The 14320-nt window shown below is 64.0% G+C and carries 16 protein-coding genes; 11 read left to right on the plus strand and 5 right to left on the minus strand.

All coding sequences use genetic code 11. From position 1 onward, the window contains the following. Position 1 precedes the first annotated feature (1 nt). On the plus strand, positions 2–655 hold the full coding sequence (locus ACQP2U_RS24270; protein ID WP_433709588.1) for a TetR/AcrR family transcriptional regulator: 654 nt from the start codon (positions 2–4) through the stop codon (positions 653–655). 285 nt (positions 656–940) lie between these two features. On the opposite strand, the gene ACQP2U_RS24275 is transcribed toward ACQP2U_RS24270, so the two are convergent. Beyond that, entirely contained in the window at positions 941–1543 is a 603-nt protein-coding gene (locus tag ACQP2U_RS24275; protein ID WP_433709589.1) for a class I SAM-dependent methyltransferase, read from the minus strand. Between the two features lie 134 nt (positions 1544–1677). Between ACQP2U_RS24275 and ACQP2U_RS24280 the strand changes: the two genes are divergently transcribed. Further along, positions 1678–2190, plus strand: a complete 513-nt coding sequence (locus ACQP2U_RS24280; RefSeq protein WP_433709590.1) for a transposase — start codon at positions 1678–1680, stop codon at positions 2188–2190. Positions 2191–2506: 316 nt separating this feature from the next. On the opposite strand, the gene ACQP2U_RS24285 is transcribed toward ACQP2U_RS24280, so the two are convergent. The 3 genes from ACQP2U_RS24285 to ACQP2U_RS24295 form a co-directional block, all read right to left on the minus strand. After that, positions 2507–3388 carry an IS701 family transposase gene (locus ACQP2U_RS24285; protein ID WP_433709591.1) on the minus strand — a complete coding sequence of 294 codons (882 nt, stop codon included), beginning with the start codon at positions 3386–3388 and terminating at the stop codon, positions 2507–2509. An 18-nt stretch (positions 3389–3406) separates the two neighbouring features. Then, positions 3407–3667, minus strand: coding sequence for a hypothetical protein (locus ACQP2U_RS24290; protein WP_433709592.1), 261 nt, complete (start codon positions 3665–3667; stop codon positions 3407–3409). A gap of 92 nt (positions 3668–3759) precedes the next feature. Then, on the minus strand, positions 3760–4947 hold the full coding sequence (locus ACQP2U_RS24295; protein ID WP_433709593.1) for an MFS transporter: 1188 nt from the start codon (positions 4945–4947) through the stop codon (positions 3760–3762). Between the two features lie 53 nt (positions 4948–5000). Here ACQP2U_RS24295 and ACQP2U_RS24300 point away from each other — a divergent pair, with 53 nt between their 5' ends. The 7 genes from ACQP2U_RS24300 (at position 5001) to ACQP2U_RS24330 (ending at position 11551) form a co-directional block, all read left to right on the plus strand. Beyond that, positions 5001–5633: a TetR/AcrR family transcriptional regulator gene (locus tag ACQP2U_RS24300; protein WP_433709594.1), complete on the plus strand. Its 633-nt coding sequence runs from the start codon at positions 5001–5003 to the stop codon at positions 5631–5633. 521 nt (positions 5634–6154) lie between these two features. After that, entirely contained in the window at positions 6155–6382 is a 228-nt protein-coding gene (locus ACQP2U_RS24305; RefSeq protein WP_433709595.1) for a transposase, read from the plus strand. A gap of 75 nt (positions 6383–6457) precedes the next feature. Further along, positions 6458–6697, plus strand: coding sequence for a hypothetical protein (locus ACQP2U_RS24310; RefSeq protein WP_433709596.1), 240 nt, complete (start codon positions 6458–6460; stop codon positions 6695–6697). A gap of 435 nt (positions 6698–7132) precedes the next feature. Continuing rightward, positions 7133–8533 carry an MFS transporter gene (locus ACQP2U_RS24315; RefSeq protein ID WP_433709597.1) on the plus strand — a complete coding sequence of 467 codons (1401 nt, stop codon included), beginning with the start codon at positions 7133–7135 and terminating at the stop codon, positions 8531–8533. A gap of 180 nt (positions 8534–8713) precedes the next feature. Further along, the gene (locus ACQP2U_RS24320; RefSeq protein ID WP_433709598.1) at positions 8714–9349 is read left to right on the plus strand and encodes an NAD(P)-dependent oxidoreductase; all 636 of its coding nucleotides are present in this window, start codon (positions 8714–8716) and stop codon (positions 9347–9349) included. Between the two features lie 745 nt (positions 9350–10094). Beyond that, complete coding sequence (locus ACQP2U_RS24325; protein ID WP_433709599.1) at positions 10095–10616, plus strand: tautomerase family protein; 522 nt, start codon at positions 10095–10097, stop codon at positions 10614–10616. Positions 10617–10663: 47 nt separating this feature from the next. After that, positions 10664–11551 (plus strand): NmrA family NAD(P)-binding protein, encoded by an 888-nt coding sequence (locus tag ACQP2U_RS24330; protein ID WP_433709600.1) that lies wholly within the window; start codon positions 10664–10666, stop codon positions 11549–11551. Positions 11552–12038: 487 nt separating this feature from the next. Here ACQP2U_RS24330 and ACQP2U_RS24335 read toward each other — a convergent pair whose 3' ends face one another. Beyond that, a complete protein-coding gene (locus tag ACQP2U_RS24335) occupies positions 12039–12677 on the minus strand; it encodes a MerR family transcriptional regulator (protein ID WP_433709601.1) in 639 nt (212 codons plus the stop codon). 172 nt (positions 12678–12849) lie between these two features. Between ACQP2U_RS24335 and ACQP2U_RS24340 the strand changes: the two genes are divergently transcribed. Further along, a complete protein-coding gene (locus ACQP2U_RS24340) occupies positions 12850–13803 on the plus strand; it encodes a hypothetical protein (RefSeq protein WP_433709602.1) in 954 nt (317 codons plus the stop codon). Next, on the plus strand, positions 13800–14252 hold the full coding sequence (locus ACQP2U_RS24345) for an ABA4-like family protein (RefSeq protein ID WP_433709603.1): 453 nt from the start codon (positions 13800–13802) through the stop codon (positions 14250–14252). Before ACQP2U_RS24340 ends, ACQP2U_RS24345 begins: the two co-directional genes overlap by 4 nt. Positions 14253–14320: the final 68 nt, after the last annotated feature.

Here is a 14320-nt window from a genome sequence, read left to right on the forward strand (position 1 = left end):
CATGTCAGTTGTCGCAAACCGCAAGGTCGAGCAGGGAATAGCAACACGGAGCGAGCTGGTCCGGGCAGCCATTGATCTGTTCGCGGAACGGGGCTTTGCCGACACCTTCACGTCCGAGGTGGTGGCCCGAGCCCAGGTCACTCGCGGTGCTCTCTACCATCACTTCGCCGACAAGGACGGACTCTTCTTGGCCGCCTACGAGGCTACTGAGGAGGAAGTCGCGCAGCGGCTGATCGCGGCTGCCGAGACCGCCGACGGTCCGGACGAGCGGATTCGGGCCGGGGCAGCGGCCTTTCTGGACGCGTGCATGGATCCCCGTATCCAGCGCATCCTCCTCATGGACGGCCCCTCGGTCCTGGGCTGGGACCGCTGGCGACGCGCCGATGACCCTCGGTGCGCCCGAGGGCTCTTGTCGATCGGGCTCTCCAATGCGGTGGCGGCTGGGATCCTAGCCAACCAGCCAGTAGAGCCATTGGCGGAATTGTTGTACGGCGCGCTCGTCCAAGCCGGGCTGGCGATCGCCCGCGCCGAAGTCCCTCAAGTCACCCGGCGACTCATGGGAGAAGCGGTCGACCGCCTCCTGAGCACGTTGCTAGCACCAAGGGCACACAATCAGACGCGCTTCACAGCCACCTCGCCTGCTGACCCCGAATAGCGGCAGCTTCCAACCGATTCTCGACATTTATCGGCGAACGCGCGCTGTGTGGTAGCAGCATCTAGTTCACAAAGCCGCATCTCCCCGCCCTTGTCAGGATGCTGCCAGAAGGCAAACGGCATGTCGAAGCCGCCACCTAGATGGACCAGGCACTTGAGAGTAAGCCCTAGCTCGCTGTGACGCAGGTACTCGATCGTGTCCGAGTGGTCATTATTCCGGGCGGCTTCTCTTGCGGCGCGGAGTTGAACGAGCCGGCGCTTGATGGAGCGCCGGACCCTACATTCACTATGCGGTCGGGTTGATAGCAAGGACGCAGACAACGGGAGGGTTGAGGCCGAGCGTCTCGGTCCTGATGCCCACGTAGCCGGCGACCGCCACGAGGGCCTCGATCTCGCGGGCTTTGGCGTGGGAAGTGTCGGCCGAGGCGCCTGGGCTACGTGGCTGAGAAGCGATGGCGATACATCCGCCGGGCTTGAGCAACTGACGTAATTCGATGAGTCGCTCGGCAGGCGCGGGCCAGTGCCCGAGGGAGTTGACCGCGAGAACGGCGTCGAGCCCGGGGCGGATCGAGGGTGGCAGCTGTTCGACCGAGGCTCTGTCCAGGTTGACCCGGCCGGCGGCGATAGCCGTGGCGTTGCGTCTGCGTGCTTGCCGCAGCATCACGTCGGAATGGTCTATGCCGTGGACGTGCCCCGAGTCGCCTATTCGGCGGCTCAGTTCGGCGACCGCGAAGCCGGGACCGAAGCCGATCTCGAGGACCCGGTCCGTGGTGCGCACGTCGAGCAGTGAGACGACCCATCGGTTGCGTCGACGGTTGGATGAGCGATGTGCCATCACCCAGCCCGCGACACTTCCCGCCGCGCCGCGGGGGCGGCCGAACTGGCCCATGATCCCGGCTGGCGGAGAAGATGCTCGGCCGCGCCCTAGACGCCGGTGTGGAAGCCGGGTGGGTCGCCGCGGACTCCGCCTACGGCCGGGACGGGAAGTTCCGGGCCTTCCTCGAAGCACGGCGGCTGCCCTAGATGGTCGAAGTGCCGGTCCGTCAAACTGTCACCGACCTCGACGGCCGCCGCCGGGTCGACACCCTCGTCGGCCGCGCGCCCGCCGAGGCGTGGCATCAGATCTCGGCCGGGCCCGGCGTGCGCGGCGAACGCGAATACGACTGGGCATGGGCAACCCTGCCGTCCTTCGGCGACGTCCCCGTCGGCTACGTGCGCACACTGCTGGCCCGACGATCCCTCGACGACCCCGACGATATCGCCTACTACCTGTGCTTTCACCCCGCCACCGTCGAGCGAGAGCAAATCGTGGCCGTGGCCGGAGCCAGATGGGCGATCGAGGAATGCTTCCAAGCCGCCAAGGACCAATGCGGACTGGACCACTACCAGGTCCGCCGCTACGACAGCTGGTACCGCCACATCACCCTGGCCATTCTCGCCCACGCCTTCCTGGCCGTCACCGCCGCCACCGACCCAAAAGCCCACGCGGGCTGGGCCCGATCACAGTCGCCGACATCCGCCGTCTCCTGGCGGTGATCATGCACCCCGCCCGCACCCTCACCCACGCCCTAGCCGCCACCCGCTGGCGCCGCCACCACCAAGCAAACGCGAGACAACTCCGCTACCAGCGAAAACACCTGACACACAACGAAATACAACTGTCGTGCTAATACTCCAGCCGGACTTCGTGATCATGGTGTGAGCCGGGATCGTCGCTGGTAGTGGCTGCGGCGGGCACGGTATTGATGTCGGCGGCGCCACAGTGACCAGCTCAGTCGGTGACTGACGGTGCAGGCGGGGATGAGTACGAGTGTGCTGAACAGGTGGCGGATTTCGTTGCGGGTCACGGCGATCAGGCCGGTGGATGGCTCATCGGCGGGATGCGCGATGGCCAAGACGGTGAGGAAGGCATGGGCGAGCATGGACCAGCAGGGTCCAGCGGTGCCAGGACCGCCAACTTCGGACCTGATGCTGATCGAGCCCGGTCAGCGTTTTGGCGGTTTGGAAATTCTCCTCCGTCGACCAGCGGCGGCCGGCGACCTTCATCAGCCGGGCCAGCGGCACCGGCTTGGTGTTCCAGCAGCGGTAGAAGGCCAGCTCGCCGGTGCGCTGGTTGCGGCGGATCATCAGCCAGCGGCATCCGGGCACGGCTTTGTCGTCGTCGGGACCGATCTCGATCCAGCCCCAGTCGTAGGCGCGGGGGCCTTTTGGCACCGTAACCGACCGTCAGCGGCTGCCACGCCACCTTCGGTGGTGTCGCGGCGAGGGCGTCGGCGCGGACACGACCGGTGGACGTCGCCACGCGGTGGTCGCAGGCGACGGCGAAAACGTAGCCGGTACTGCGGGATTCGAGTGCTGCACGCAGTTTCGGGTCGCTGCCGTAGACCTCGTCGCCGGTCACCCAAGGTGCGGGGACACCGGCGTCGAGTGCATCGGTGATCATACGTTTGGCCAGGGCGGGTTTGGTGGCGAAGCGCACGTCGTCGGGGACACCGGCCTGCTGGCAGCGGGCCGGGTCGGCGGTCCACGATTTCGGCAGGTAGAGGGCGCGGTCGAGGAATGCGTGCCCGGGGGCCGTGGCGTATGTGAGATAGACCGCGACCTGACTGTTTTCGACTCTGCCGGCTGTGCCGGTGTATTGGCGTTGCACCCCGACGGTGTGCACACCCTTCTTGTGGTCGCCGGTTCCGTCGACCACGAGCGTGGCGTCGGTGGCGCCGAAATGCTCGATCACGTAGTCGCGCGTGTCATCTCACAGTCCAGCGTTATCGATAATCGCCGACGCGGGCAGGTGCTGCATCGCGTCCGGAGACCGGTCGCCGGCGTGTTCGGCGAGCGTCCAGCAGTTCTTGGTCGGCAGTTCCGACACCATCCCGCTCAACATCCGCGCCGCGGCACAGCGGGTCTCCACCTGAGCGAAGCGGCCCCCAACCCGGGAGGTCAGCTCGTCGAACTCTCGTTGCCAGCGGTCAATCACTACGCTGTGCGGCCACCACCAATTCAGTTGTGTCACACACTAACCTGACATGATCACGCCGGGGCCGCGCCCTCGGCCAGCGCATACGAAATCGGGTGTTGAATCGCTCCGGAGTATGTGTCACCGTCTCAGCTGCCGTGGGTCCGCGACAACTTGCCGACAGTGTTGTGTCGCACTGAGGTCCGAGGCCGGAGGCGGAGCGTGAATACGACGGCCACCATCACGACCATAGCTGCGGACAAGAATGCGGCGGGGTAGCCGGATCGGGCGGCGGCCAGACCACTCATCGGACCGGCGACCAGAATTCCGATATCCCAGAACGACGTCATCACGCCCATGGCAGCGCCCGCGGTCCGGGCGGCCACCTCCCCCAAGACAATTCGCGACGATGCCGGATAGATGAGCCCCAACCCGACACCAGTGATCACGACCGCGACCAGCGCAACCGATCGTGTCGTCGAAGACGCCAGAAACAGCAGCCCCGCGGCCTCGATGATCAAGACCGTGCGAGCGACCACATGACCACCGAACCGATCGACCAGGGGGCTTCCGAGCGCTCTCGTCACCAGGAAGGCGGACGAGAACAGCGCCAGCCCGGCACCGGCACCACCGATCCCTGGACTATCGAGGAAGAGCACCAAAAATGCTGTGAGGGTGCCATATCCGTAGGCCGCTATCCCGAGCATCAGCCCCGGCCCGCCGACACTGGCCGGAACCAGATCGCGCCACCCACCGATGGTGATGCGCCCGGTGTGCTGCCGGCCACGCCGGGCACCGGCGAGCAGAATCGCCGATATCGAGGGCAGCAGCACGACCAGCACCCACACGGCGGTCGCCCCGCCGAGTTCCCCGGCGCTGACCGCCACCAGCGGCCCCACCGACAGCCCACCCCACATCGACAGACCGAACCATCCTGCGACACGACCGGACCGCGAGGACTGAACATTCAACAGCACCCACGGCAGCACCCCTGAGAACAGCGCCGCCTCCCCGACACCCATCAGCACCCGGGCCGCGAGCAGCCAGACGAGATTCGGCGCCCACAGATGCCCCAATGCCGCACAGGAAGCCGAGACGGCCCCGGCGATGGCGACCGCCCGCGCCCTGCCCGCGTCACCCGCCCGGCCGGCGAATGGCCTCGTCAGTGCGGTGCCGGCGAATGCCGACCCCACAACGACCCCGACCACGAACGGACTCGCGCCGAAGCGGTCGGATACGTAGCCGGGAAGTTCCTGCAGCGTCGCGCCGAGCGCCAGATATCCGCCGAGAACCGCCAGCCACAGCCGGACGAAGGGTGTCCGCTGAGTAGAGAACATCACTCGACAGTACCGATCTGTACTGTCGAAGTACAAGTTGGTATCCTGAATTCGTGGAACCCGACACCCGACCGGGCGACGACACCGCAACCCTGAGCGCGTCACAGAACGCCACCCGCTCGAAGATTCTCGAAACGGCGGCAGACCTGTTCTACGAGAAGGGGGTTCATGCGGTCGGCGTCAACGAGATCGCGGCCCACGCGCACGCGTCGAAGTTGAGCATCTACCGGTACTTCCCGTCGAAAACTGAGCTCGTCGAGTCGATGCTCAAAGAGCACAGTGACCGCATCCATGCGTGGCTGCTGCGCAAAACCGCCGATGCACACGAGGGGCAGGAGCGGGTGCTCTCGGTATTCGACCTGCTCATCGCATGGTTCGCTCAGCCCGGATACCGGGGCTGCACCGTCGTGAACACGGTGACCGACACTCGTGCGGACCCGGCGATATCGGCCATCGCCCGACGCCACCTCGCGCGCTATCGAAAGATGCTGGAGACACGCCTGATCGAGGCGGGGATAACATCCCCCGAGGCACTCGCCCGCCAACTGCTTCTGCTCATCGAAGGCGCGAGCGTGGTATCGACGATCGAAGAATCCTCCGATAGTGGAGCCGATGCTCGGCTCGCAGCCGAACACCTTCTGATAGTAGCGCTCTCGGCTCAGACGACAGCGCCCGCGTCACGGTGAAGCGGAAGTCGTCAAGGACCGTACCGGTAGGCCCTCGCACCGACCGACTACAAACCGCCACGGCTATCCGCCGCGGCCCTCGGGCAATGCGGTACACCCGTGCCCGCCGCTGCCGCTACCAGCGACGATCCCGGCTCACACCATGATCACGAAGTCCGGCTGGAGTATTAGCACGACAGTTGTATTTCGTTGTGCTGCAAGAGATTTATTTTGGGTTAGTTTGTTGCTGGCGCTGGATGATGTTGTGGCCGAGGGTGTTTCGCCGTTGCACGCGGCGTTCGATGATATGTTCGCGCTGACCGCGGGGAAGTTCTATCGGGCGAGGGTGGGCCCGGTCGTGTAGGACGGGGTGCTGGCACGGGTGGAGCGCAAGAATTTTTGGCAGCTGGCCGACGCCGCCGACGTGGTGGAGCCGGACGGTTTGCAGCATTTCCTGAACCGGTCACGCTGGAGTGCTGATGAGCTAGGTGGTCGTGTGCGCTCGTACGTGGCGGAGTCGTTGGCCTGCCCGATGGGTCCTGGTGCCGGATGGGACCGGGTTCGTCAAGAAGGGCACGAAGTCGGCCGGGGTTCAACGCCAGTATTCCGGCACCGCAGGGCGGGTCGAGAACAGTCAGCGGGGGTGTTTTTGGGCACTCCGGCCGCACGGGGCATGCGTTGATCGATCGACCGGGAGCTGTATCCACCCGAATCATCAGCGACCAAGACCGCTGCAGCGAAGCTGGAATACCCGAAAAGCGTTGCAGTGAAGGTGTCTTGACCAAGCCGCGACTGGCCGAAGCCATGATCGAGCGAGCTCTGAGGGCCGGGGTGGTCGCGGGTGGGTGGCCGCTGACTCCGCCAACGGCCGTGACGGGAAGTTCCGGGCATTCCTGCAGGCTCGTCGGATGTCCTATGTCCTCGAGGTGCCGGTCGAACAGACCGTCACCGATATCGACGGGCGTCGTCGGGTCGACACTCTCATCGGCCGCGCTCCCGCCGAGGCATGGCACCGGGTTTCGTGCGGACTCGGGGTTCGAGGCCAGCGCGTCTACGGCGTGGGCCACGCTGCGCAGTTTCGGTGACCTCCTGGCGCGGGACCGGGGAAATCCGGTGCGCCTGCTGCGATGAGTTTCAGGGCCTGTTCGCCTCTATCTAAATAGGAGGTGATCGCCACGGCCAAAGCAGTTGTCGTGCAATAGCGGACCCTGGCCGGCTGCGCAGACCACAATCAATGGCTCGCAGAGCGGATGTGTCACGAACTCAATGCCCTCGATCCGGGCGGAGTGCACTTTCAAGTGTTCCGTTTGGAGGATGGAGTGGGTTTCAGACACGTAGTCGTGTTCGACGGCATGGTGGACCCGTTCGCATACTCGCCGGCATTCGCGGCCTTCCACGATGGTATCGCCGACCGACTGGTGGGTCGACGATGGCGATGCACGCCGTTCTTATCGGCTTATACCACTGCTAGACGACAGAGTTGCCGTCAAGTGGGTCGACCAATGTAGAGGAAATGGATAATGCGTAATCCATATGCAGTGCTTGCGTTAGCTGGTGCCTCGATGTTTATGGCGGTGGTGGATTTCACCATCGTCAATGTTTCGTTGCCCAGGATGGCGATCGATCTGAAGCTCGGCGAAGACGCCTTACAGTGGGTGATAATCGGGTACGGCATACCGTTCGGTGGATTCTTGCTGCTGGCAGGTCGGCTCAGCGACATTGTCGGTCGCAGGCTTGCCTTACAAGCCGGACTCCTGCTGTTCGTGGCTGCTTCGTTGACCGCGGGGCTGTCGAGCACCGGTGGACAGTTGATCGGCGCCCGAATCGCGCAGGGTATCGGCGCGGCATTGATCACCCCGTCGGCCCTGGGGATCGTGGCTGACGCCTTCAAAGAGGGCAAGGAGCGAGAGAACGCCCTGGGGATCTACGGTGCCCTCGCGGGTACCGCGGCGTCGGTCGGGGTGTTGGCGGGCGGGTTCCTCACCGATGGCCCCGGTTGGTCATGGATCTTCTACGTCAATGTACCGATTGGTGCTGTGTTGTTGGCGGCGACCATGCTCGTCTTGCCCGAGAACCGAATCGCCCAGTCCGGTGGTGGATTCAATGCAGTCAGCGCACTCTCGGTGACCGGCGGTCTACTGGCGGGGTTGTATGCCCTCAACCGTGGGGTCGAGCACGGCTGGGCCCGGGGAACGACAGTGGGGTTCGCCGCTCTCGCAGCAATCTTGTTGGTGGTCTTCGGACTGTCGGAATCGCGCGCGCGTAGCGCGCTCATTCCCCGTGCGCTCCGCACGAATATTCCAGTAGTGCAGGCGAATCTCGCGGCCGCGTCTGGATTCGGAAGCTTCCTGGCCTTTGTCTTCCTGACCTCGGTGGTGCTACAGCAGCTGTTGGGTTACTCACCGACGAAGACAGGTGTGGCGTGGCTGTTGACGACCTTGACTGCCTTCGTCTTCGCCGGATTGACAGGCGCGGTCTTGGCGCAAAAGGTCGGTACCAGACTACTTCTCGCGCTCGCGTCGTTACTCGTCGCCGGGGCGTCCGCTTGGTTGATCTACCTGCCTGCCGACGCGACCTTCGCCAGTCGAGTCATGCCCGCATTGATCGCCGCAGGAATGGCCGTTGGGTTCTTCGCACCGTCCGTCCAGATCGGCGCCCTGGCCGGTGTCGAAGAAACCAACTTCGGCGCGGCATCGGGTTTGGTGGAGACCTCGCGGGAGTTGGGTGGCGCCATCGTCATCGCCTCGGCCTCGACCGTGCTGTTGGGTTCGCACTCGGGTTTCCTGCACGGCGTCCACGGCGGTTATGGCGTCATTGCGGCAGCGGCAGCGCTCGGAGTTCTGGCTAGCGCCTTCCGCACGAAGCCTCGCACTCAGCCAGTCGTGGAAGACCAGATTGCCGTCGCCGAGCCCGCATCCTAGGTACGAAGGAGAAGGCAGTGTCGCGGTTGGATGTGACTGCGACGCTCATGTCCTGGTCGAAGACGTGGCCTCAACAGATTCCGACGACCGATTAGTTTCACGGTCGTTAATCCCCTACCTATCTGCGGGCCCGGCGACGGCCGGGCCGGCAGCACATTATAGAACTCAGAAGGAGCACAAATGACGACAATCGCGGTAATCGGCGCCACCGGTTATTCCGGTGGCAACATTGCGACCGAGGCGTCGAGGCGCGGGCATCAGGTCATTGCCATTGCACGCAACACAGACCCGCTGGCGGGCAGCGATCTGGATATCCGACCGGGTTCGCTTTTCGACGAGAATTTCGTGCGCGATGTCACCTTCGACACTGACATGCTGGTAATTGCCTTGCAAGTCCATGGCACCGGATTGGCAGAATACATTCCGACGCTGGGCCGGATCGCGTCCGAGAATGCTGTGCGCATCGGCATCGTGGGGGGTGCAGGAAACCTGCGCGTCTCGCAAGACGGGCCGCGAGTACTCGATACCCCACTCTTCCCGGAGGAATTCCGGGCGGACGGCAATGCTCATGCTGCTGTGATAGCGCAGTTGCATGCACTCCGGCGGGATGTGGACTGGTTCAGCCTGTCTCCACCCGCCATGTACAACGCGGACAACCCCGGCGAGCGCACCGGCACCTTTCGAGTTGGAGATGATGTGCTGCTGGTCGACGCCGAGGGGACCTCGTACATCAGTGGGGAGGATTACGCGATCGCCTTTGTGGACGAGATCGAGAAGCCGACCCGACACAGGACAGTGTTCACCGTCGCCTACTAACACGAACCAGCGCGGATGGCCGACGAGTTGGAGGGCTTGACCGCCTCTGTATTAGCAGGCGTCCATCAACTGATGACGCTCGCGATAGAGCATCCATGATCACTGACGGGACCCTGTGATTCGATCGACCTGGTTTGGGAGCCGGTTATCGGCGGATGCAGGTTCTGCGTATCGGGCCGAGGTCAGGTAGCCCAGCGTGGAATGTCTTCGGCAGTGGTGTGTGGCGTGGCGCCGGCGCGGGCACATCTGCGAATGGCCAACCGGCGGTCGCGTTGTGGGGCGATCACCACGCTGCGTGACACGTTCACGCTATTCATGTGCTGACTACCGGCTCGGCGGGACACACTCGTTTGGCCGGATTCCAAGATGCCGCACTGCCGCCGCGGTTCGGTCGCGACGTCGAGTTGCCGGATGGCGCGGCGGCGGAGATCCGGTGCGCGTGCTGCGATGAGTTGCGGAGTCTGTTCGCCTCTACCTATGTAGGAGGCGATCGCCCTGACCAGAGCAGCTGTAGTGCAATACCGGACCCGAGCCGACTGCGCAGACCACAACCAATGGCTCGCAGGCGGATGTGTCACGAACTCAATGCCCTCCACTCAGATGGAGTGCACTTTCAAATGTTCCGTCTCGTGGACGGCGTCCGGTTCGTCCATGTCGAAGGTGAGCCCGACTGTGGCTGCACGCACGGAACGAAGTCGACTCCGCCACCAAATAATCAACGCGCAATACAGGAAGGACGCTACAGATGGTTTTCGTCCGCGTACATCTGATCAAAGGACGTTTGAATGCCGCACAGAAGGACGAGTTGGGTGCAAAGCTGATCCAAGCCGTCGCCGATGTCGAAGGCTTGGTCAACAACGAACGCCACAGGGAAACGTCCTGGGTGCAGTTCTATGAGTTCGAGCCCGAGAACTGGTACGCCCCGGCCAATCTCTCCGGAGCCAACCCTGACTCCCGGATCCAACTCGACGTAATCACGCCACAGAAACTACTCAGCTTCCCCGAGGAAGCTCGCGCCGTGATGAACAGCACCACCGAGGCAGTCCGGTCGGTCCTCGGCCCCGGCGTCCTGCCCGCGCACGGACCATGGGTGCACGTTCACATCATCCCGCTCGACCAGTGGGCGCTAGACGGCCGCGTACCTGACTGGGAGGGATTCCGCGCCCTGCTGCGCGCCGATACCTCCCAAGAGGGGTGGGACCCGAATACGGCAGACGGGGGCGCGGTAGGGCCTAGTCGGCCGGCTGCCCCCAAGACCCGACCGTGACCTGGCCGAGCCCCGAGACAAGTAACTAGCCCTAAAGGACGTGACAAATGCAATCCAAGACAGATCAGCCAAAGTTTATGGTGACCGGGGCGGCTGGGTGGACCGGGCGCCGGGCCACCCAGTTGCTGCTCGACCGAGGGCACGCAGTGCGGGCGTTCGTGCGGGTCGACGATGATCGCGCACGGGTACTCGCGGACGCGGGGGCCGAGGTCGTCGTGGGCGACATGTTCCGGCTGGACGACGTCAGCCGGGCGTTGGAAGGCGTGCACTCGGCATATTTCGTGTACCCGATTGCCCCGGGGCTGTTGGAAGCCACTGCGGTCTTCGCGCAGGCCGCCACGGAGACCGGGGTCAGGGCAGTTGTGAACATGTCACAAATCTCGGCGCGCCGAGAAGCCACGAGCAACGCCGCCCAACAGCATTGGATCGGCGAACGGCTGCTAGATCGAGCACCGTTCGGCGTGACCCACCTACGCCCAACATTCTTCGCCGATAACTTCATCTACTCCAGCGGCCCGATCGCGCAGGAAGGCGTGTTCCGCTACCCCTTTGGCGAGGGACGGCACGCGCCCATCGCTGTCGAAGACCAGGCGCACGTCATCGCCGCCGTCATGGCGAACCCCGAGCCACACGCTGGTAAGACCTACCCACTGCACGGGCCTGTCGAGATGAACCATCACGAAATCGCCGAGTCGTTCTCCAAGGTCCTGGGCAGAACCATCACCTACGAGCCCATCGATCGCGACCGCTTCGCCCAGTTCCTCACCGGGGCAGGATATTCCGAGCATCTCGTCCAGCATCTGACGAGCGTCTCGATCGACTACCAGAATGGAGTATTTTCAGGCACCAATGATGTCGTTCCCAGCGTGGGGAAGACAACTCCGACGACCATCGAGGATTTTATTGTTGCTCACCGCGCGGTCTTCATGCCATGAGAGCGAAACACTATTCGGGAAGTAACTGTTCTATCGAGTGACAGGATCTTCATATGCAGTGACCGGTCCCCGATGACAGGGTGAGTCCGGGTTGTTTTGCCCAGATTCAGTTGATGCCACGGGATGGTCGGTGGCGCAGCGGGCTGCGTACTCGGCCGGCGTGAGATACCCCAGTGCCGAATGCCGATGTCGATGGTTGGGTAATCGGTTTCGGCGATCTCGGATCTTTCGGGCATGAGGGTGGCGATGTCGTCGCCCTTGTGCCGCGGCGAGGGTGCAAGCTGAGGCGGGCGCCATCGCTAGGAAACTGCGGATGTCGGCGACTGTTCATGCGGAGACGCGTGATGGTTATTAGGCGTGATCAGCCCGAGCGGGGTTTATCGACTGCATGGCGTTCATCGCAGCCCTGCAGCTAGAGGACCACGGTCTCGCCGATCATTGTCCGCGGTGAAGGCGCTGTCGGCGCGCTTAAAGATATTGACCGCCGCTACCTGGCTGCTCCTTCTGGCAGCAGTTGTTGGGACAGATGTTCCTGGGCGAGACGACGTAGCGCGGCCAAAAGCGTGTCGCCGAGGATGGTTCCGACAATGGCTGTTTCGGTCATCTGTTCGAGGGTGGGTTCGCCGCGAACCAGGCCGATGTCGGTGGTGGCGATCGACTCGGTGGCCGTGGCGTAGTCGTCCATTGCGGCGACGACATCGGCATGACCGAGCAGTCGGAGCGCGGCGCAGACATCGATCAACGTGCGCCGTGCCGGGCTCTGCTCGTCGATCTGCCAACCACGCCGGGCCAGCAGTGCTTCGACATCCGCGGTGGCGGAATCTTGCTCGGTCTCGCCCACCGGCGAGCGGCGGCCACCCAAGGCGTAGAACACCGCGCCGAGAGCCTCCCGCGCGGGCAGATTGCCCGCATCGAGCACGGTCAGCAGTTCTCGGGCGGTCTCGATCGACAGTCCGCCGATGTCGATCAGCGCCCGGATCAGCCGAAGCCGGTTCACGTGGTCGGCGCTGTAGTCCACCTGGTTGTGGTGGGTGCGGACGCCGGAGTGCAGCAGCCCCTCACGCACGTAGTACTTGATCGTGGCAGGGGAAACACCGCTGGTACGGCTGAGTTCGGCGATCCGCATGGGGCTCCTAGGTCTCGGCAAGAGTCGCGGTGCAGATATTGACAGCTGGAAGTACAGGTATCAATAATACTATTGATAGTTTCACTATCGATAGCATTAGTATCTGGCTCGGCCACGCGTCGAGTAGGGAGCACGCCGCTCCCTTCGTACACCCGCACCTTCTGGGGACGGCATGACCGCTCTGCACTGGCATCGCCCGCTGATGCTGCTCGCCATCGCGATGGCGATCCTCGTTTTCGTCTCGCTCGGGGGAATGATCGTCGATGATCGAGTCTTAACCGGGATGCCGATCTGGGCCAAGGCCGCCAAATTCGCGCTCTCCGTGTTGATCTATGCCGTGACGTGGTCGTGGCTGATCGCCCAGCTCACGCGCTGGCACCGGGTCGCCTGGTGGGCGGGCACGGTGGCGGCCGCCGGCCTCGGCCTCGAACTGGTCGTCATTGTGACCCAGATCGTGCGTGGCACCAACAGCCACTTCAATTTCACGACTCCGCTCGACACGGCACTGTGGGAGACGATGGGACTCTCGATCATCGCGGTCTGGGTGGCCACGCTGATCGTTTCCCTCGCGTTGTTTCGCAATCCGACACCCGACCCGGCCCGCAACGCCGCGATCCGTTACGGCGCTATCCTGTCCCTGATCGGTGCGGCGCTGGGGATGCTGATGGTGCTGCCGACCCAGGACCAGCGGGCGACCGAGAGCGCCATTCGTGGTGCGCACACCGTCGGCCTTGCAGACGGCGGACCAGGACTGCCGATCCTCGGTTGGAGCACCGCCCGTGGCGACCTGCGCATCCCGCATTTCTTCGGAATGCATGCGGTGCAACTGCTTCCGCTGGTCGTGATTGCTGTGGAGTTGGCTGCGCGGCGGCTACCCGCGCTGCGCTCGGCGGCGTTGCGGGCCGCGCTCATCGTGGTTGCCGCCGCGACCTACGCCGCGCTGCTGGCGGTGCTGACCTGGCAGGCGCTGCGCGGCCAGTCGATAGTTCATCCGGACGGTGCGACTCTCACAGCGATAGGTGCCATCGCCCTCGGTGCGATCGGGTCGACGATCGTGCTTGTCCAACGACCCTGGCCTGATCCGACGGTGCCAGTGCGGCGCACTCGGATCGGAGCAACCCGGTGACCCGTCAGCTGTTCGATCTCACCTTTCTGACCACCGCCCCGTTCTGGGCCCTGATGGTCCTGGCACCGCGCTGGCATCGAACGCCCACGATTGTCGCATCACCGCTGATTTGCGCGCCGCCGCTGCTGATCTACGCGGTACTGGTGCTGCCACGGATCAGCACGTTCTTGCCCACCTTGATCAACCCGAATCTACCTGCGCTGCAGGCAATGCTCGGCAGCAGTGCTGGCGCCGCCGTGGCTTGGGCGCACTTCGTCGCATTCGATCTGTTCTTGGGCCGCTGGATCTATTTCGACAGCCGGGCACGCAGTATCCATCCAGCGCCGATCAGCGTACTGCTGCTGTTCACGATCCTGTTCGCGCCGCTCGGAGTACTCGGCTACCTGCTCATCCGATCGCTCCCCACACCGCGATCGGTGCCGAAACAACCAACGCTCGCGGACGCGTAAAAGAACACCCTGACTTTTCTTCTGGCCATGCCGCTCGGGCTGCGTCTGACGGGCGCACTCGCAGCCAC

The organism is Nocardia sp. CA-084685 (assembly GCF_050955785.1).
GTDB lineage: Bacteria > Actinomycetota > Actinomycetes > Mycobacteriales > Mycobacteriaceae > Nocardia.

What these genes read in the sequence shown, in the direction of transcription:
- ACQP2U_RS24330 (WP_433709600.1), top strand. Translation starts at nt 10,664, where the DNA reads ATGCAATCCAAGACAGATCAGCCAAAGTTTATGGTGACCGGGGCGGCT.
- ACQP2U_RS24295 (WP_433709593.1), bottom strand. Translation starts at nt 4,947, where the DNA reads ATGTTCTCTACTCAGCGGACACCCTTCGTCCGGCTGTGGCTGGCGGTT.
- ACQP2U_RS24275 (WP_433709589.1), bottom strand. Translation starts at nt 1,543, where the DNA reads ATGGGCCAGTTCGGCCGCCCCCGCGGCGCGGCGGGAAGTGTCGCGGGC.
- ACQP2U_RS24325 (WP_433709599.1), top strand. Translation starts at nt 10,095, where the DNA reads ATGGTTTTCGTCCGCGTACATCTGATCAAAGGACGTTTGAATGCCGCA.
- ACQP2U_RS24320 (WP_433709598.1), top strand. Translation starts at nt 8,714, where the DNA reads ATGACGACAATCGCGGTAATCGGCGCCACCGGTTATTCCGGTGGCAAC.
- ACQP2U_RS24270 (WP_433709588.1), top strand. Translation starts at nt 2, where the DNA reads ATGTCAGTTGTCGCAAACCGCAAGGTCGAGCAGGGAATAGCAACACGG.
- ACQP2U_RS24335 (WP_433709601.1), bottom strand. Translation starts at nt 12,677, where the DNA reads ATGCGGATCGCCGAACTCAGCCGTACCAGCGGTGTTTCCCCTGCCACG.
- ACQP2U_RS24340 (WP_433709602.1), top strand. Translation starts at nt 12,850, where the DNA reads ATGACCGCTCTGCACTGGCATCGCCCGCTGATGCTGCTCGCCATCGCG.
- ACQP2U_RS24280 (WP_433709590.1), top strand. Translation starts at nt 1,678, where the DNA reads ATGGTCGAAGTGCCGGTCCGTCAAACTGTCACCGACCTCGACGGCCGC.
- ACQP2U_RS24315 (WP_433709597.1), top strand. Translation starts at nt 7,133, where the DNA reads ATGCGTAATCCATATGCAGTGCTTGCGTTAGCTGGTGCCTCGATGTTT.